Source organism: Curtobacterium caseinilyticum (assembly GCF_030363035.1).
In the GTDB taxonomy this organism is placed as follows: Bacteria; Actinomycetota; Actinomycetes; order Actinomycetales; family Microbacteriaceae; genus Curtobacterium; species Curtobacterium caseinilyticum.
Window position 1 is genome coordinate 24815 of the sequence record NZ_JAUCMN010000001.1, and the last position, 17598, is coordinate 42412.

Annotated in this window: 14 protein-coding genes; 4 read left to right on the plus strand and 10 right to left on the minus strand. The window is 70.8% G+C overall.

The window, feature by feature from the left end; all coding sequences use genetic code 11:
- Window position 1 precedes the first annotated feature (1 nt).
- The 7 genes from QUG93_RS00105 to QUG93_RS00135 all read right to left on the minus strand — a co-directional run bounded on the left by QUG93_RS00105 (window position 2) and on the right by QUG93_RS00135 (window position 9396).
- Window positions 2-343 (minus strand): hypothetical protein, encoded by a 342-nt coding sequence (locus QUG93_RS00105; protein ID WP_289471606.1) that lies wholly within the window; start codon window positions 341-343, stop codon window positions 2-4.
- Window positions 333-1550 (minus strand): DUF6188 family protein, encoded by a 1218-nt coding sequence (locus QUG93_RS00110; protein ID WP_289471607.1) that lies wholly within the window; start codon window positions 1548-1550, stop codon window positions 333-335. Before QUG93_RS00110 ends, QUG93_RS00105 begins: the two co-directional genes overlap by 11 nt.
- The gene (locus QUG93_RS00115; RefSeq protein WP_289471608.1) at window positions 1547-1951 is read right to left on the minus strand and encodes a hypothetical protein; all 405 of its coding nucleotides are present in this window, start codon (window positions 1949-1951) and stop codon (window positions 1547-1549) included. Before QUG93_RS00115 ends, QUG93_RS00110 begins: the two co-directional genes overlap by 4 nt.
- Before the next feature lie 221 nt (window positions 1952-2172).
- Window positions 2173-2517: a hypothetical protein gene (locus QUG93_RS00120; RefSeq protein ID WP_289471609.1), complete on the minus strand. Its 345-nt coding sequence runs from the start codon at window positions 2515-2517 to the stop codon at window positions 2173-2175.
- Between the two features lie 28 nt (window positions 2518-2545).
- The gene (locus QUG93_RS00125) at window positions 2546-7894 is read right to left on the minus strand and encodes a DUF6531 domain-containing protein (protein ID WP_289471610.1); all 5349 of its coding nucleotides are present in this window, start codon (window positions 7892-7894) and stop codon (window positions 2546-2548) included.
- 144 nt (window positions 7895-8038) lie between these two features.
- Window positions 8039-8488, minus strand: coding sequence for a SufE family protein (locus QUG93_RS00130; RefSeq protein ID WP_289471611.1), 450 nt, complete (start codon window positions 8486-8488; stop codon window positions 8039-8041).
- Complete coding sequence (locus tag QUG93_RS00135) at window positions 8485-9396, minus strand: sulfurtransferase (RefSeq protein WP_289471612.1); 912 nt, start codon at window positions 9394-9396, stop codon at window positions 8485-8487. The genes QUG93_RS00130 and QUG93_RS00135 overlap by 4 nt, the downstream gene beginning before the upstream one ends.
- Window positions 9397-9587: 191 nt before the next feature.
- On the opposite strand from QUG93_RS00135, the gene zapE reads away from it, so the two are divergent.
- Both zapE and QUG93_RS00145 read left to right on the plus strand, forming a co-directional pair.
- Window positions 9588-10538: a cell division protein ZapE gene (gene zapE / locus QUG93_RS00140; protein WP_289472034.1), complete on the plus strand. Its 951-nt coding sequence runs from the start codon at window positions 9588-9590 to the stop codon at window positions 10536-10538.
- Window positions 10539-10795: 257 nt separating this feature from the next.
- A complete protein-coding gene (locus QUG93_RS00145; RefSeq protein ID WP_289471613.1) occupies window positions 10796-12070 on the plus strand; it encodes an ammonium transporter in 1275 nt (424 codons plus the stop codon).
- 495 nt (window positions 12071-12565) lie between these two features.
- Here the strand turns inward: QUG93_RS00145 and QUG93_RS00150 are convergent, their stop codons facing one another.
- On the minus strand, window positions 12566-13537 hold the full coding sequence (locus tag QUG93_RS00150) for an aldo/keto reductase (protein ID WP_289471614.1): 972 nt from the start codon (window positions 13535-13537) through the stop codon (window positions 12566-12568).
- A 131-nt stretch (window positions 13538-13668) separates the two neighbouring features.
- Here QUG93_RS00150 and QUG93_RS00155 point away from each other — a divergent pair, with 131 nt between their 5' ends.
- Both QUG93_RS00155 and QUG93_RS00160 read left to right on the plus strand, forming a co-directional pair.
- Window positions 13669-14061 carry a ChaB family protein gene (locus QUG93_RS00155; RefSeq protein ID WP_289471615.1) on the plus strand — a complete coding sequence of 131 codons (393 nt, stop codon included), beginning with the start codon at window positions 13669-13671 and terminating at the stop codon, window positions 14059-14061.
- Between the two features lie 66 nt (window positions 14062-14127).
- Window positions 14128-15096: a beta-ketoacyl-ACP synthase III gene (locus QUG93_RS00160; RefSeq protein WP_289471616.1), complete on the plus strand. Its 969-nt coding sequence runs from the start codon at window positions 14128-14130 to the stop codon at window positions 15094-15096.
- A gap of 200 nt (window positions 15097-15296) precedes the next feature.
- Here the strand turns inward: QUG93_RS00160 and QUG93_RS00165 are convergent, their stop codons facing one another.
- Both QUG93_RS00165 and QUG93_RS00170 read right to left on the minus strand, forming a co-directional pair.
- Complete coding sequence (locus QUG93_RS00165; RefSeq protein WP_289471617.1) at window positions 15297-16241, minus strand: hypothetical protein; 945 nt, start codon at window positions 16239-16241, stop codon at window positions 15297-15299.
- 195 nt (window positions 16242-16436) lie between these two features.
- A complete protein-coding gene (locus QUG93_RS00170) occupies window positions 16437-17351 on the minus strand; it encodes a type IV toxin-antitoxin system AbiEi family antitoxin (protein ID WP_289471618.1) in 915 nt (304 codons plus the stop codon).
- Window positions 17352-17598 lie beyond the last annotated feature (247 nt).

The following is a 17598-nucleotide window of genomic DNA, read 5'->3' on the forward strand; positions in this document are numbered from 1 at the left end:
GTCATGCCTCGGGGAAGAGGTCGACGGATCTCGGTGTCGCCCGGTAGCGGAGGTGTTCGAAGTCCGGGTGCCAGTCGACCACGCCGACGACCGCCCGGACAGCGATGTCGACGAAGAACGGGGACACGACCACCTGGCGCGGGACGGTCTCGGCCTCGATCACACGCTGTGCGCGCTCGTCGAGGGCTGGCCCTGGCTCCGCGTGGTCGATGACCTCGACCGTGAACGACGCCTCGGAGTCCGCGCGGCTCTCGGCGAAGAGCTGCGCGAACATCTCCTCGCGGCTGTCGGCTCGGTGGAACTGTTGCGCCGACCGCTCTGGGTTCTTCCGTCTACCGAACACCCCGACCTCCGTTGCCCTCGTCCGCGGGGCGGATGAGCTGGTCCGGCGTCGGGAGCGTGGCCGGCATCTCCGTCGTGAACCACGGGAGCTCGACGGAGTCGATCCGGCCGTCGAGCATCCAGACGAGGACCTCACCCGCAAGTGGCGACTCGTCGGTGCGGTAGGCCAGTGACCCCGGGAGGGGTCCGTCGGTGAAGTCGGCTCGGGGTGTCTCCGCGAGCACGACGTCCCAGATCCGCGGAGCTGTCTCGTGGACGGCCCGCACCGCCTCTGCCTGCTTGCGGAGTTCCGCCGTTCCCGGCGCGGGGAGCGTGTCGAGGAACGCGAGCAGGAGCGACTGGACGCGGTACGCCGCGAGGTCAGCATCTCGACTGCCGATCGAGGGCACCGCGACCTCCGGACCGAACAGCCGCTCGAACGCTTCCGAGACGCCGATGACCGAGGGATCGAGGACCACGGTGGCCTCGCCGCTGTCGAAGAAGTCGATGCGGAGGGCCGCCCGGGCGGGGTCGGCCTCGGCGGCGAGTGGGACGCCGAAGAACTCACCGTCGATCAGCTGGTCGTTGTCGCGGACGAGCGTCAGCATCTCGTCGTGCGAGAACCACAGGCCAGGTGGCGGTGCTGCTCCGAGCCGACGGTCCCACTCGTGCACGTTGACGGTCGATCCGGACCGCATGACGATGTCGAGATCGGTGACGAGCCACCGGAGCGGTGGGACGGTCAGCGCTGTGAAGACGTCGTGGAAGGCGGGGAGCAGGTGTTCGTCCGATGACCGGGTCCGGAAGGACAGGAAGCAGCGCTCGGTCTCTGGGTGGTGGAGCCAGATGGCGGGGCCCCCGCCCGGCATGATGATGATCCTGGTCGGCGACGTCTCCGGTCCGATGTAGTGCCACGACTCGAACTCCGGATGCGGTCCGGCGGTCAGACGCGAGCCGTCCGCGAACGTCATCGTCAGCGTCGATCCCGTGGCGTGCGCGGCAGTCACCTCGAGCGTGTGCAGGCGGAGAGCCGGTACCAGCCCCGATTTGTCACCCTCCGGGTCGATCATCGTCGCGGCGTCGGGGGACCGACCGAGGAAGAACGGGCACTCCAGGATGACGGTGGCGCCGTTCGAGAACAGGAGTCGGAGCGCGTAGTCGACCCATATGGCGTCGACCGTCTCTCCGACGAGGAGCAGGGGGACGTCCTCGACGGCCAGTTCGTTCATCGTGCGCACTTGGTGGGGCAGTCTGGATTCCGGCGTGCACGCTCAGACGGGCGAGCGTCCATCTCATGCGAGCGCGCGTCCGCCTCGGTCTCGTAGATCTCGCCCCAGGCGATGCTCGCGGGCATGGCATCGGCAGGCAGATCGGCGTCGGGCAGGCAGATCTGCACGAAGTGCGGGAAGGTGGGGAATGTCCAGAGGTCCTCGTCCTCGAACCGACTCCACAGCAACAGCTCGCCGATGCCGAGCGGGTGACCGAGTTCTTGGCCGTTCACGGGTGGATCGCAGCTGACCATCAGCGCATGATGACCGTTCGGGAGCTCGATCGGTCGTAGCACCTCGCACCGGCAGACGGACGAGAACTGCCCACTGTCCATGGACGAGAGGAAGAAGAGTTGTTGCATGTCGTGACTCCGGTTCAATGGGCCCGCCGCGACTCCCGTTACGTCGGTGGCTTGCCAGTTCTCATGCCTGTCACGAACGGGTGTCGACACCATGTGCCTCCTCGTTGGTTCTTCTCACCAGGCTCACCTCATCAACCCGAAGCTGTCCTGGCCCGTGCGGGGGACATCGGCGACACGCGAGCTTGGTTCCTCGTACCCGGTCGTGCATCCACAAGCTTGCGTCAGGGAGACGGGGCGTGCGGCCGCTTGGTCATTGACTGCACCTTTGCGTCCGCTTCGCTTGCATAGAGTTCGCCCCAGGCGATGCTTGTCGGCATTCGAGTCTCAGGGATCACAACGTCCGGGAGGCAGATCTGTACGAACTGCGGGAAGGTCGGGAAGGTCCACAGGTCGTCCCCCTCGAAACGGCTCCACAGAAGGAGCCGCGCGATTCCCTGGGGGTAGCCGATGTCCTGGCCGAGTGCGGGCGGGTCACAACTGACGATGAGGGCATGATGGCCGTTGGGGAGTTCGACTCTCGACTCGAGCTCGCACCGGAACACCGAATCGAAGCGGTCGTCTTCCATTGATGAGAGGTAGTAGGTCGGTCCCACTTCAGAACTCCGGGTTGACTCCGCTGACATTGTCGACACGAATTGCTCCATTCTCGATCCCGTGCGGGATGATGTACTCGTCCAAGCCGCCGCGATTGCCGTCCAATGGAAGAGCTTCCCTGGTCAACACGACGGCGTCGGGGTCGAGCAGAGTGCCCTCGATGAGGAAACGACCCGAATTCGTGCTGTACCCGGATTCGGCACGGCCGGATGGAAGGCCAGCGATGTCACGGTAGTCGGACACCGATCCTGGATGCGTCGGCGACCAAGAAGCACCGCTCCACTTTGCGTTCCCACCGTAGACACGGTAGATCTTCTGACCGTCGAAGGGCGTCGGGATTTCGTCGCCGAGCTTGTTCACCGCTGACGGCAGGTGCACCTTCGACATCGTGCCGCCGGTCGCAGCGGACGTCGCAGCGCCCTCGACAGCGGAACCGAGGAGCTTGCCCGGTGTGAGTGGCTGACCGCTGACGACGGTGTTCGCCACGTTCTCCACCGCGCCCTCGACGGCGTTGCCGACGAAGTGCTTGCCGATCGCGGCGCCGAGGCCGCCGCCGACCATCCCGAACGCCCCGCTGACGGCGACCTGTCCCCAGTTGACCTCGCCGGTCGTGGCCTTCTGGATGATGGTGTCCGCGCCGGCACCGATGAGCATCCCGCCGAGCGGGCCGCCGACCCCGGTGAGCATGAGGGCGCCACCCGCGACGACCATCGCCCCGCCGGCGACGTACTCCCAGTTGTCCCCGAACCAGTCACCGGTCGCGGCTGCCGCCCGCGCGAGTGGCCCCTGCTCGGCGGCGGCGTACGCCTCGAGCTCGGCATCCGTGATCGGCGCGAGACCGAGTGGGTCGACCGCGTGCAGCGGGTCGTTGCCAGCGAACGAGTACGGGTTCGCGCCCCAGGCCGCCCCCGCTGGAGCGGTGATCGGGTCGGTCGAGAGGAAGGCGCGGGTCGCGGGGTCGTAGGCGCGCGCCCCCATCCACTCGAGTCCGGCCACCACCGGCGTCCCGTCCGCGCCGAACGAGAGTGCGCCCTCGCGATCGCCGGAGGCCGCAGCGAGGAGCTGCCACGGATCGGCCTCGGGCGTGCTGCGGGCCGTCCGCCAGCCCGTTGCTCCAGTACCCTCCGGACCACCGAGCAGTCCGACCGGCGTGCGGAGCACGGGGGAGTCGTCGACGGCCAGCAGGGTGGGAACGGCCGCAGCGGCGTCCCAGTCGAGTCGGACGCCGTCGACGTCGACGAGGTCGCCGAGTGCATCCACGTGGGTCGACGTGCTCGACGAGCTCGCGGCGATCAGTCGGAGCCACCCCCGCCCGTCCCACGAGTACCGGGTCGCCGTACCGTCCGGGGCGGTGCTCCGCACGCGCTGGCCGCGCGCATCGTACTCGTGCGAGGTCCGCCCTTCGGGTCCGGTCACCGCGACGAGCTGGCCCGCATCGTCGTACTCGAACGTGCGGGTGCCACCCCCGGTGCGTTCGACGACGAGTCGGCCGGCGGCGTCGTAGGACCACGTGGTCTCGACACCGTCGGTGGCGGCACGGACGAGCTGCATCGCTGCGTCGTGCTCGTAGACCGTCGTCGTGCCCGGTCGCTCGATCCGGACGAGCCGACCGTCTCGATCGCGGGTCAACCGTGTCGTCGATGTCGTGTCCGCGTCGGAGCGGGTGTGCCCGACGACGAAACCGTGATCGTGGGACCAGGAGTCGCTCGTCCCTGCCGTGCGCACCGCCGTGGGTCGACCGGCGCCGTCGTACTCGTGGTGGACATCGCCGAACGCGGTGTGCTCGACGGTGCCCTTCCGACCCGCGGGATCACGCTCGGTGCGCGTCACGGAACCGTCCGGCGCATGCACCGACGTCCGGAGGCCGTCCGCGTCGTACGTCCACCGCGTCTCTCGACCGTCCGTCACACGGCGGACGAGGAGACCCCGACGGTCGTACTCCAGCAGGTGGGCACTGGTGGCGCCCGGTCGGGTGTGGTCGGAGATGGTCACGGTCCGCGAGCGCGGGTCGCGCTCGATGCGAGCGGCCAGCGCGTCGTCCACGTACTGCGCAGCCTCTCGGCCGGCTGCGTCGTACTCCCACCGGAGCACGGTGCCATCGGGCTCCGTCTGGGAGACCTGGCGACCGGCAGCGTCGTACGTCGCGCTCGTCGTCCGGCCGAGGGGGTCCGTCGAGCTGGCGACCTTGTCGAGCTCGGTGTAGGTCCGCGTCGTGACTGCTCCGAGCGGATCGGTGGTGCGGACGAGCCGCCCGCGACCGTCGTACTCGTAGCGCGTCACCCCGCCGAGGCCGTTGGTCGCCGCGACCAGCTGCCCCGCAGCGTCGTACCGGAACGAGCGGCGACCGAACCGCGGGTCACGTGCCTCGACCACGCGCCCCGCCCGGTCGTAGCGGTACCGGATCATCCCGAGGGCCGGCACGTCGACGGAGGTGACCCGACCGACTGCGTCGTACTCGGTGCGCTCGACGTCGCCGTTCGCATCCGTCCGCTCGACGACCCGTCCGTCGGCGTCGTAGCGGAGTGACGTCCGACCGCCGAGCGGATCCGTGGCGGTCACCGGTCGTCCGCACCGGTCGTAGGTGTACGTCGTCGTCCGACCAGCGGGTGTGGTGACGGCGACGACGCGACCCGCGAGATCGCGCTCGAAGCGGGTCAGCCCGCCCTCCCCGTCCAGCGACTCGACGATCCGACCAGCCGCGTCGCGCACGGTCACGATGGCGGACCCGTCGCTCTGCAGGACGCTGACCGGCCGACCCAGCGCATCGGTGCGGACGCTGACGTCCTCGAACGCGGAACGCACGATCGTGGTGCCGTCGGCGCGCTCCCGGTCGGCCGCGGTGCGGACACCGGTCGGGTCCAGGGTCGCGGTGACGGCGCCGATCGCGTCGTACTCGCGCGTCCAGGAACCACCCGCGGGATCGACGACGGTGCGCAGCCGCGAGAGTGCATCGTGCACGAAGCGCCACTCCGCCCCGTCGGGCAGGGTGACCGCGGAGACGTTGCCGAGCTCGTCGAACCGCTTGGTGGTCTGGCGCCCGAGCGGGTCGGTGGTCGCGGTGATCTCGCCGTGCGCGCCGTACTCGACCGCCGTCCGGGCTCCCGTCGGATCCGTGCTGGCGATCACGCGCCCGGCATCATCGTGCTCGAACCGCCACACACCACCGTCGGGCGCTTCGCGAGCGGTCAGCAGACCTGCGGCGTCGTAGCGGTAGGACGTTCGGGCGCCGAGCGGGGTGGCCGCCTCGACGACGCGACCCGCTGCGTCGCGGACGAAGCGCGCTGTCCCCCCGTCGGCATCCTCGATGGCGACGAGGTCGCCGTGCTCGTCGTGGTGGAAGGTGACGACCACGCCGGTCGGGTCCGTGCAACGCGCCAGCTGCCCGGCACGCCACTCGAGGACTGTCCGTCCGCCGACGGGGTCGGTGACGACGGACGGGTTGCGTTCGTCGCCGCGGTACTCGTACTCGACGATCCCGCCGTCGGCGGTCACCACGGTGGTGGTCCGGTCCTGGTCGTCGTGGGCGTACGTCACGTCGGCGCCGTCCGGGGTCACGGTGCGCGTGCGGCGTCCCCGGTCGTCGTACCCGTGCACCGTCACCGACCCGTCCCGCTCGGTGACCGAGACCAGGTGTCCGTGTCGGTCGTAGGACATCGACTGCCGTGCGCCGTCGGAATCGACGATGCCGACCACTCGACCGTTGCGGTCGGCGATCCAGGTGTTGGCGTTGCTGCCGTCCGTGTCCGAGACGGAGGTCACCCTGCCCTGCAGGTAGGAGAACCGGACGGTCCGTCCGAACGGCGAGCGCTGTTCGACGACACGGCCCCGGTCGTCGTAGGTGTTGATGCACTCGACGACGCCGGTCGCGGCGGTCACCTGGTCGATGAGACCTGCGTCGTTCCAGCGGTAGCCTCGCGTGCCGACGGCGTCCTGCACCGCGACGAGGCGGCGCGCGTCGTCGTAGAGGTACTCCACGCGCCGACCGTCGGACGTGGAGACCGAAGCGACTCGGTCGCCGTCGTACTCCACGTCGACCGCACGACCGAGTTCGTGCTCGAGCCGGGTGATCCGGTCGTCGTCGTCGCGGAGGACCGTCACGCCGGTCCCCGGGCCACGTCCGGTGCGCAGCCAGACACCGGCGGGCGAGAACGTCCTGCGAACACCGGTGTTGTCCGTGACGACGAGTGCGGTGGCCTCGCGACGGAGCCAGAGGTCCTGACCGACACCGCGACCCCAACCGTCGCCGTCGCGCGGGAAGTCGACCTGACGCCCGTCCTCGAGCACGACCGAGGCCAGCTCGTCGCCGAGCTCCAACCGGACGTCGAGCACCGACGACCAACCGACTCCGAACGCCCCGACCCGGGTGTCGAGCGAGTTGTACATCCGGGAGAACCGCAGGGACGCCGCAGCGCCGCCGAAGGTCAGGTCGTCCTCCGGCTCGAGGAAGTTGCCCGTCGCGGTGTTCACCGGATCGTCGGCGAACCCGTTGGTGGGTGGTGTCCCCATGGCGGAGAACGGGCCGATCGTGAAGTCGTCGCGTCCGACCGCGACCCCGGCCGACGCCAGCGCCGCAGCGATCGAGGCGTCCGAGAGCGTCGCCGGTCCGGACCCACCGCCGGCGGCCTCGAACTGCGCGGCCACCGTGTCCGCCCACGAGGCGTCGTGTCCGTTGTCCGTGAGCCAGTCCTGCACCGCCGTCACGAGGGACTGTGCGTGCAGCGTGCCCCAGCACGTGTTGCACCCCGACTCGTAGTCGGCCAAGGCGTTGCGGAACGACGACACCGCGCCGGACAGGGAGTCGTCGGCACCACGGGTGCTCGAGGCGAACGATCGGAGATCGGCCGGCACCGCCGACGACGTGCCCCCGCTGCCGCCACCGCCCGCCGGGATCGTCCGACCGCGGACCGAGACCGCATCGGCCTGGAGCTGGGGCTCCGGCTCGGGTTCCGGGGGCTTCGGGTCGTCCTCGGCGCCGAACCACGTCGACACCTCGTGCGCGGCACCGACGAAGAAGTTCTCCTCGCGCTCGCGCTTCCGAGCCTCCCACGCCTTGGCATCGGCCCGCCGTCGGTCCTCCTGCTTCGCCGCCTCGCGCAGCTCGTCGACGAAGCCGACCAGGGACGACAGCGCGTCCGAGAGCTTGCTCGCGCTGCGGGAGGCGATGCCGGCGTTGTCGGCGAACACCTGCGAGAAGTACCCGCGGAACTCGCGGCCCGCGCTCGTCACCGCAGCGGCGCGCGTCGCAGTCTGTCCGTCGATCGCGGACGCCAGGTTGCGCGCCGCGGTCTTCAGTGCGTCGGCGTCGCCGTACGAGTACCCAGTCGGATCGTTGCCGTGGACCTTCGCCATGATGTCTCCCCCCGATGACTCCTCGATCTTGGCACGGCAGGAGGGCGGATGACCAGGAGGGGAAATATCGCGTACGGACAGAGTGACGGACGGGAGGCGCGGTGCCCGCCGGCACCGCGCCTCCCGTCCGTCAGGAGACCGCCATCAGCCCGCAGCGGCCGCCTGCACCTGCCGCTGCACCCGACCGAGCATGCCGACCATGCCCCGGATCCGCAGCGGGCTGACCGCCTCGGTGAGTCCGAGCGTCAGCGGGTAGTCCACCGGGACCGCCAGGACCTCGGGTGCGGTCAGCCCGGACAGCCCCTGCGCCAGGATCGACGCGAAGCCGCGGGTGGTCGGTGCCTCGCGCGGCGCCGTCGCGTGCATCCGCACCACGTCCGGCGCATCACCCTCGGCACCCACGGTGACGGTGATGAACACGGGGGACTGGCACTCCTCGACGCGCTCGAGCTCGTCCTCGTGCCCCTGCAGCCGCTCGGGCAGCGCGGGGAGCTCGTCGGAGAACTCGAGGAGCAGCTGGAGTCGGTCCTGCTGGGACAGCTCGAGGAAGTCGTCGCGGATCTCGGCGAGGGGCCGGGGGAGTTCGGTGCTCATCGGGTGGGAACGGTACCCGGCTCGGAGCCCGTGGCGATCGGGACGCGCACGGCGCTGCCCCACTCGGTCCACGAGCCGTCGTAGTTGCGGACGTTCTCGTAGCCGAGCAGGTGCTGCAGCACGAACCACGTGTGGCTCGAGCGCTCGCCGATGCGGCAGTAGGCGATGACCTCGTCGGCGTCGCCGATGCCGGCGCCCTCGCGGTACACGGCGTCCAGTTCCTGCCGGCTCTTGAACGTGCCGTCGGCGGCGGCCGCGGTGGCCCAGGGGATGTTCACGGCGGTCGGGACGTGCCCGGCACGCAGGGCGCCCTCCTCCGGGTAGTCCGGCGCAGTGGTGCGCTCGCCGGAGTACTCGGGTGCGCTGCGCACGTCGATGAGCGGCTTGCCGAGGTGCTCGAGCACGTCGTCCTTGAAGGCGCGGACCTGCTCGTCACGACGCTCGACGACGGGGTACTCGACCGGGGTCACCTCGGTGCGGTCGGTGGTGAGCGCACGGTCCTCGGCGATCCACTTCGCCCGGCCGCCGTCGAGCAGCCGGACGTCCTCGTGGCCGAACAGCGTGAACACCCAGAGGGCGTACGCGGCCCACCAGTTGTTCTTGTCGCCGTAGATCACGACGGTGGTGTCGCGACCGATGCCCTTGCCGCCGACGAGCCGGGCGAAGGCCTCGCCGTCGATGTAGTCGCGCTGCACGGGGTCGTTCAGGTCGGTGTGCCAGTCGATCTTCACCGCGCCGGGGACGTGGCCCGTCTCGTAGAGCAGGACGTCCTCGTCGGACTCGACGACCACCAGGTCAGGGGAGCCGGCACCGGCGTCGAGCTGCTCCTGGAGCCACTCGGTCGACACCAGGCGCTCGGGGTGGGCGTAGGCGGCGAACTTCTCGGACGGGTCGACCGGTGCGGTCATCGGGGGTACCTCCAGGGTGCGGGACGGCTGCGGCACGGCGAGGCTAGGATCGGACCTCGGTGCCCGCGGGCAACGGTACGCGGACGTACCGACCGCCACCTGCAACGTGACACCGCACGACATGCTTCCCGGAGGGGCCACACTTGCCTGCACACCTCGTCGACCGCGACCCGCAGGTGACGCCGCAGCAGATGGCCGCGGCGCTCGTGCCGCCGCCGCAGTTCGCCGACGCGTCGTTCGCCAGTTACCGGCCGGACCCGGAGTACCCGTCGCAGGCAGCGGTGCGCGACGCGGTCGAGGCCTTCGTCGCCACGCGGCCGGAGCCGGCGAAGCGCGGACTGTTCGGGCGCCGTCGCGAACCGGTCCAGCCGGCACGCTCGGGTGTGTACCTCGACGGCGGCTTCGGCGTCGGCAAGACCCACCTGCTCGCCGCCGCGTACCACGCGGAGCCGTCGCGGAAGACGTTCGGCACGTTCATCGAGTACACCGCGCTCGTCGGCGCGCTCGGGTTCCAGGGCACGGTCGACCTGCTCCGCGGGACGTCCCTGGTGTGCATCGACGAGTTCGAGCTCGACGACCCGGGCGACACGATGGTGATGACCCGACTCATCAAGGAGCTGTCCGAGTCGGGCACGCGCTTCGCAGCGACGTCGAACACCCCGCCCGGCGCCCTGGGCGAGGGCCGGTTCGCCGCGCAGGACTTCCTCCGCGAGATCCAGGCGATGTCCGACCGGTTCGAGACGATGCGGATCGACGGACTCGACTACCGCCGCCGTGCCGTGGACGAGTCCGCCCGGACGGTCGAGGACGTCGCCGCTTCGCTGCCGACCGGGTCGACGACGCTCGACGACTTCCGCGCGGTCGTCGCCCACCTGGCGAGCGTGCACCCGTCGAAGTACGTGGCGCTCGTCGACGGGCTCGACGCGGTTGGACTCACCGACGTGCAGGCCTTCACCGACCAGACCGACGCGTTGCGGTGGGTCGCGCTCGTCGACCGGCTCTACGACGCCCAGGTGCGGATCGTCGCGTCCGGCACGCCGCTCGACCGGGTGTACCCGCAGACCATGCTCGACGGCGGCTACCGCAAGAAGTACCTGCGGGCCGCATCGCGTGTGGTCGCACTGTCACGCGCCCTGGACTAGCAACCGGACGGACGGGAGGCGCGTGGCGGACCCGCCACGCGCCTCCCGTCCGTCGCGTCCAGCGCGTCCGGCGCGGTGGGCGACCCGACAGCGTTGTCGGACCCGTCTTCCGGCGTCCGGAAACACACCGTTCACACGGGGGCCCGACGCGTTACACCCGCGAAACACTTCGTGCTCCCTCGCGAAACGTCGCCTCGCCAGACTCGTGACACCCGAGGCGGAACCGAGAGCCGCCTGCATTCGCGAGAGGTGAACAGATGCTTGATCAGGGCAACACGGCATTCGTGTTGATCATGGCGGCGCTGGTGTTGTTCATGACACCCGGCCTGGCCTTCTTCTACGGCGGCCTGGTGAAGGCCAAGTCCGTCATCAGCATGATGATGATGTCGTTCGGAGCGATCGCCCTGGTCGGCGTCCTCTGGGTGCTCTACGGCTACGCGATCGCCTTCGCGAACCACGGCGCGGGCACCAACGTCGCAGGCATCGTCGGGTTCTTCAGCATCGACTGGAACCAGATCGGCCTCGGCCAGGCGTTCGAGGAGGCCAAGGCCTCGACGATCAACGCCGCGTACCCCTCGATGGCCTTCGTCGGCTTCCAGGCCACGTTCGCGATCATCACCGTCGCCCTGATCTCCGGTGCGATCGCCGACCGCGCGAAGTTCGGCGCGTGGATGATCTTCGCCGGCGTCTGGGTCACGGTCGTCTACTTCCCGGTCGCCTCGTGGGTGTTCAACCTGACCTCGGGCATGTTCGCCACGTGGGGTGTCATCGACTTCGCCGGTGGCACCGCGGTGCACATCAACGCCGGTGCCGCGGGTCTCGCCCTGGCCCTCGTCCTCGGCAAGCGCGTCGGCTTCGCCAAGGGTGCGCACAAGCCGCACAACCCGCCCTTCGTGCTCCTCGGCGCCGCCATCCTGTGGTTCGGCTGGTTCGGCTTCAACGCCGGGTCCGAGGGCGCGGCCGACGGCATCGCCGCCCTCGCCTGGGTGAACACGCTCGCCGCCCCGGCGGCCGCGATCCTCGGCTGGCTGCTCATCGAGAAGCTGAAGGACGGCAAGGCCACCTCGGTCGGTGCCGCATCGGGCGCCGTCGCCGGTCTCGTCGCGATCACCCCGGCGTGTGCCGCGCTGACCCCGGGTTGGGGCATCCTCCTCGGCTTCCTCGCCGGCGTGGTCTGCTGCTTCGCGATCGACCTCAAGTACAAGCTCGGCTTCGACGACTCGCTCGACGTCGTGGGCGTCCACCTGGTCGGCGGCATCTTCGGCACGCTCTACCTCGGCTTCTTCGCCGACGACACCGGCCTGATCTACTCGGGCTCCTTCGAGCAGCTCGGCAAGCAGGCCGTCGCCGCCCTGGCCGTCCTCGTCTACTCGTTCGTCCTGGCCTTCGTGATCGGCTTCGCCATCGAGAAGACCATCGGCTTCCGCGTGAAGACCGAGGACGAGGTCGCCGGCATCGACACCGCGGTCCACGGTGAAGAGGGCTACGTCCTCTACGAGGAGCGCGACGAGACCCCGGTCTCGGTCCGCTAGGCACCGCACCACCCGCACGACGGGCCCCGCGCACACAGCAGGCGCGGGGCCCGTCGTCGCGTGCGGGGGCGCTGCGCAGCGGCTGGGCCGCGCCGCTGTGCGGGGGGGCGTTGCGCTGCGGCGGCGCCGCAGCGGTGGCGATCGAACCACGCGTGCGACATCGAACCAGCTGAGGGGCCTGGTTCGATGTCGGAACCGTGGTTCGTGTGGGTCTGCGCGGAGTGACCCATGTGACGGAGTCGGCCGGGCAGTGGACGTCACCACGGACGGGAGGTGGGGGGGGGGGGGGGCCCCCCCCGCCCCCCCCCGCCCGGGGGGGGGCCCCCCCCCGGGGGGGGCGGTTCCCGGCGCGCACCCGGCGGGGCGGGCCCCCTGTGCGGGTGGCGGCGGGGCTGTGGCCCCCCCCGGGGCGGGGGGGGGGGGGGGGGGGCGCCCCCCCCCCCCACCTCCCGTCCGTGGTCGCGACGACCGCTCGTGGTGCGCTTTCCCGTCAGCTCACCAGGCGTAGTCCTCCGGCGCGGTGTCGTGCCCCGGGAAGATCTCGTCGAGGCGCGCCAGCGCCGACGCGTCCAGGCGGATGTCAACGGCTCGGACCGCGGACTCCCACTGCTCCATCGTGCGGGGGCCGGTGATGGGCGCGGTCACGCCCGGCTGGTGCAGCAGCCACGCCAGGGCGAGCTCGCCCGGGGTGTGGCCGAGCTCCTTCGCGAACGACTCGTACGCCGTGAGCTGGTCGCGGTGCCCCTCGACGTACTCGGCGCTGCGACCGGAGAGTCGTCGCGAGCCGTTCTCGGTCTTCTCGATGACGCCGCCGAGGAGCCCACCCTGCAGCGGGGACCAGGGGATGACGCCGAGGCCGTACTCGCGGGCGGCGGGCAGCACCTCGCGCTCGACGTCCCGCACGACGAGGTTGTAGATCGACTGCTCGCTGACCAGTCCGAGGGACCCGCGGCGGGCGGCGGCCTCCTGCGCCTGGGCGATGTGCCAGCCGGCGAAGTTCGACGAGCCGACGTAGAGCACCTTGCCCTGCTGCACGGCGACGTCGATCGCCTGCCAGATCTCGTCCCACGGGGTCGCGCGGTCGACGTGGTGGAACTGGTACAGGTCGACGTGGTCGGTCTGCAGTCGCCGGAGGCTGGCGTCGAGTGACTGCCGGATGTTCAGCGCGCTCAGCTTGCCGCCGTTCGGCCAGTCGGTCATGTCGCCGTAGACCTTCGTCGCGAGGACGGTCTTCTCGCGACGCCCGCCGCCCGTCGCGAACCAGCGGCCGATGATCTCCTCGGTGGCGCCCTTGCCCACCGAACCGCCGTAGCCGTTGGCGGTGTCGAAGAAGTTCACGCCGAGCTCGTGCGCCCGGTCCATGATCGCGTGCGAGTCGTCCTCGCTGGTCTCCGGCCCGAAGTTCATGGTGCCGAGCACCGCTCGTGAGACGGACAGCCCTGTCCTGCCGAGGTGTGTGTAGTCCATGACCCCGGTCTACGCGGGGACAGGTGTGCGAACCAGGCCCTGCGGGTGCCGGTCACGGGTCGTCCTGCGGGTGCCGGTCATGATCCGGGCGTAGAAGGGAGGCGAGACGGAACCCGACGAGAGGAACCACCATGCCCGCGAAGGACGAGATCCCGAGCACCCTCAAGCGGTCGCCCGAACACGCGCAGGAGGTCTTCGAGAAGACCCTCGACTCCGCGAACGAGACGTACGGCCCCGGGGAGCGGGCGCACCGTACCGCCTACGCAGCTGTGAAGCACGAGTACGAGAAGGTCGGGGACCACTGGGAGGAGAAGGACTCCTCCGGGCCGTCCGACTCCGGCGCGGAGGGCTCACGCGGGTCCGGCGAGACGCAGGGCGGCGTCGACGCGAACGCCACGAAGGCCCACCTGATGGAGGTCGCGAAGCGCCTCGACATCAGCGGGCGCTCGAAGATGGACAAGGACGAGCTCGTGCAGGCCATCAAGCGGGCGAACGACAGAGCGACGGCGGCGGCGCGGAAGTGACGGCGAGCCGGTCGAGCATGCCCGGCGGGGCATGAGGGGCGTGGGCGGGGGAGTAGCGTGCCGCGGGTGAACACCCCAGCACTCCGTGGCAGCCGGATCCTCGGGTTCGGCCACCACCAGCCCTCCCGAGTCCTCACGAACGACGAGCTGTCGACCATGGTCGACACGAACGACGAGTGGATCACCACCCGTACCGGCATCAAGACCCGCCGCATCGCGGGCCCGGACGACAGCGTGGTCTCCCTCGCCATCGAGGCCGGCCGCAACGCCATCGCCGACGCCGGGCTCGAGCCGTCGGACATCGGACTGGTGATCGTCGCGTCGACGACCCACCGCGAGCGGTCGCCCTACACCGCCGGCCGGGTCGCCGCAGCCCTCGGGATGACGAACGGTCCGGCACCCATCGACATCAACACCGCGTGCAGCGGGTTCGAGTACGCGATGGCCCTCGCCGACCAGTCGATCCGCGTCGGTGCGTCGGACACCGCGCTCGTGATCGGGTCCGAGACGTTGTCGAGCATCGCCGACTGGACCGACCGGTCGACGTGCGTGCTCGTGGGTGACGGCGCCGGCGCGGTGGTGATCGGCCCCTCTGAGACCGCGGAGATCGGGCCCGTGTCGTGGGGGAGCGTTCCGCACCTGAACGAGGCGGTCCTCGTGACCCGCGACCCGGAGTACTTCACGCAGCAGGGCCGGTCCATCTACCGGTGGGCGATCACCGAGGCCGAGGGGCACGCCCGCAAGGTGGTCGACGCCGCCGGGCTCACCCTCGACGACATCGCGGTGTTCGCGTTCCACCAGGCGAACCTGCGGATCATCGAGCCGTTGGCCGCAGCGCTCGGCGGCGAGCACAAGTACGTCGTGCGCGACGTCGTCGAGTCGGGGAACACCTCGGCTGCGAGCGTGCCGCTCGGGCTGTCGAAGGCATGGCACAGGGGGGAGCTGCCGGAGGACGCGCTCACGCTGCTGTTCGGCTTCGGCGGTGGGTTCGCGCACGCCGGGCAGGTGGTGCGGACGCCCAGGCGGCGCGCCTGAGACGGTGAGCCGCTGACGGACGGGAGGCGCGGTGCCGGCTGGCACCGCGCCTCCCGTCCGTCACGTGGTCGGCTCGGCTCGATCGCGCAAGCGTCCGTCACGTGGTCGGCTCGGCTCGATCGCGCAAGCGACCGCGTCGGTGGCCGGGCCGTCAGCCGCCGTGCCCGCGACGATCGACGGTCGTGAGGTCCGCGAGGGCGTCAGCCGTGGTCGTCGCGGCGCGGCGTGTCGGCCCAGAGGTCGTCCTCGCCGCGGTCCTTGCGCCGCCACGGCAGGCCACGCCGCTCTGCGTCGCTCGCGTCACCGTCCTTCGACTTCCGGCCGCCGATCGCGCGGTCCTCGGCCTTGCGTTCCTTCGTCTTCCGGTCCTTGGCGGGCTTCGCCTCGAGCACGATCGTGAAGTGCCGGGGCGGCAGGCCGAAGCCCTCGCGTGAAGCCTGCACGACCCGCTTGCCGAGCGCGTGGTTGCCCAGCCCACCGACCGCGGCACCGATCCCGAACGGCAGGGCGCGCCCGAGCACCGAGGTCCCCTGTCGCGCAGCGAAGCGCTTGATGAACTGGTCGCGCACCTTGCCGCCGATGCCGCTGACGACCTGCTTCGGCAGCGTCGACGTCACCATCTCGCCCCAGAACGCCGTCCGCGCCGGCCCACCCGCGGCCTGACCGGCGAGCTGCTTGACGAGCTGCGTGCCCGGTGCGCCGAGGATCAGGGCCATCACGAGGGTGCGGGAGCGCTCGGGGTCGTCGAGGGCGATGCCGTGCACCTCGGTGATCGACTGTGCGAACAGTGCGGTCGTCTCGAGGAACCCGACGGTCTCCGCGCCGCTCAGCCCGAGGGCCGCGACCATCCCGACGCCTGGGATGACCGCACTCGCTCCCACCGCTGCGCCGCCGGTCGTCACCGCCGCGAGGTACTGGCGCTCGAGGATCTGGATGATCTGTGCGGGACTCGCGTCCGGGTGTCGGCGACGCAGGGCGTTCACGTGCGCGACGACCACGGGCCGCTGGACCGCGATCACACGGTCGAGGATCTTCGTCCACCCGCCGGGCCCCTCCATGGTCGGGGTCCGGTCGTCGCGGGAGTCGGGCTGGACCGGGGCGGGCGGCATCGGCACGATCGCCCCGTCGTTCTTCTGGCGGGCCATACCGGCGACCGTACGCCAGGGCGGTGGGAAGACCGCTCGCCCTGGCCGTCCGGCGATCGTGCGCCGCGGTCCCGGCGCTCCTGGTGTTCCTTGCGCTCCCGGCGCTCCGGGTGTTCCCGGCGCTCCCGGCGCTCCCGGCGCTCCCGGTGCTGCTGGTTGCGACCGGCGGGACGGTCGCCGCCCGCGTGGTCGCGGTCACCGGCACGGCACCCCTGCTCCGAGGAGCTTCGCCCGGAGTCGCTCGGGCTCCACCAGGTCGGCCCAGACGACCCGGACGACCGTGCGGACCTCGGGGAACGAGCGGACGAAGTCCTCGCGCTGCTTCTCCTGCCAGTGCGCCGCTGCAGACCCGGGCCCGTCCGTGCCGTACTTGGCGCGCCCGTCGACCTCGACCACGACGCCCTGCTCGGGGAACCAGAAGTCGACGACGGCGGTGCGCTCGCCCGGTCTCGTGAACGCCCGCTGCTGCTCGGGTTCCGGCGTCCCGAACTGCCGGAATCGCACCCGGCACAACGACTCGGCGGGGGAGTCCGACAGCGCCGAACCCATCGCGACCGCCGTGGCCGCCTTCGCATGCCCTTTCTCCCCGAGGAGCGCGAGCTCGCGATCGAGGTCCGCCGCGGATGCCGTCCGCCAGCGCAGCACGTGGTCGACGACGGGGAGGGCGACGAGGAGCGGTCGCGACGACGCCACGTCCACTGCGGTGCGCGCCGGTGTCGTCGTCCGGACGCCGCGGTGGTCGCGGTGTTCCGCCGGTGGCCGGTGCGCGGTGCCGCGACGGACGAACCAGGACGTGACGCGCGTCCCGACCGCCACGGGATCGAGCACCTGGACACGCGTCGGCCAGGCGTCGACGACGGGGATCCCGAGGAGGGCACATGCCGACTCGTGGCTGAGCACGTCCGTCGCACGCAGACGGGGCAGGGACGCACGGACGAGCAGGACGTGCCGTTGATCCGGGCGGAGGTGCGCGCTACTGCCGCGGGCGACGAGCACACCCGGACGAACCCGCTCGTACTCGCCCCGCGCTGCTGCCCGCTCGAGCGCACGACGTTCTGCGCTCGGCAGGTGCGCCGTCCGCACCAGTTCGATGTCGTCCGCTTCGGTCATGCATCGAGGATGTCTCCGGACGGTCCTGCCACGGGGGCGGGCGGCCCTTGCTGTGGACAACGACCGTCGCACGCGCTCGTGTGCAGGAGGGACGCCGTCGATGGCGGTGCATGGTCCGACATCCCGCGAGTCGATCGACGAGTGTGATGTCGCCCGATGCGCGCGCATCCGATGCAGGCGCATGGAGCGACGTCGCACGTGTCGATCGACGCGTGCGATGTCGCAAAACGCGCGCTACGCGACCGCG

Coding starts and splice junctions, on each gene's coding strand:
- QUG93_RS00110 (WP_289471607.1), bottom strand. CDS start 1,550: ATGAACGAACTGGCCGTCGAGGACGTCCCCCTGCTCCTCGTCGGAGAG.
- QUG93_RS00115 (WP_289471608.1), bottom strand. CDS start 1,951: ATGCAACAACTCTTCTTCCTCTCGTCCATGGACAGTGGGCAGTTCTCG.
- QUG93_RS00120 (WP_289471609.1), bottom strand. CDS start 2,517: ATGGAAGACGACCGCTTCGATTCGGTGTTCCGGTGCGAGCTCGAGTCG.
- QUG93_RS00125 (WP_289471610.1), bottom strand. CDS start 7,894: ATGGCGAAGGTCCACGGCAACGATCCGACTGGGTACTCGTACGGCGAC.
- QUG93_RS00130 (WP_289471611.1), bottom strand. CDS start 8,488: ATGAGCACCGAACTCCCCCGGCCCCTCGCCGAGATCCGCGACGACTTC.
- QUG93_RS00135 (WP_289471612.1), bottom strand. CDS start 9,396: ATGACCGCACCGGTCGACCCGTCCGAGAAGTTCGCCGCCTACGCCCAC.
- zapE (WP_289472034.1), top strand. CDS start 9,588: ATGGCCGCGGCGCTCGTGCCGCCGCCGCAGTTCGCCGACGCGTCGTTC.
- QUG93_RS00145 (WP_289471613.1), top strand. CDS start 10,796: ATGCTTGATCAGGGCAACACGGCATTCGTGTTGATCATGGCGGCGCTG.
- QUG93_RS00150 (WP_289471614.1), bottom strand. CDS start 13,537: ATGGACTACACACACCTCGGCAGGACAGGGCTGTCCGTCTCACGAGCG.
- QUG93_RS00155 (WP_289471615.1), top strand. CDS start 13,669: ATGCCCGCGAAGGACGAGATCCCGAGCACCCTCAAGCGGTCGCCCGAA.
- QUG93_RS00165 (WP_289471617.1), bottom strand. CDS start 16,241: ATGGCCCGCCAGAAGAACGACGGGGCGATCGTGCCGATGCCGCCCGCC.
- QUG93_RS00170 (WP_289471618.1), bottom strand. CDS start 17,351: ATGACCGAAGCGGACGACATCGAACTGGTGCGGACGGCGCACCTGCCG.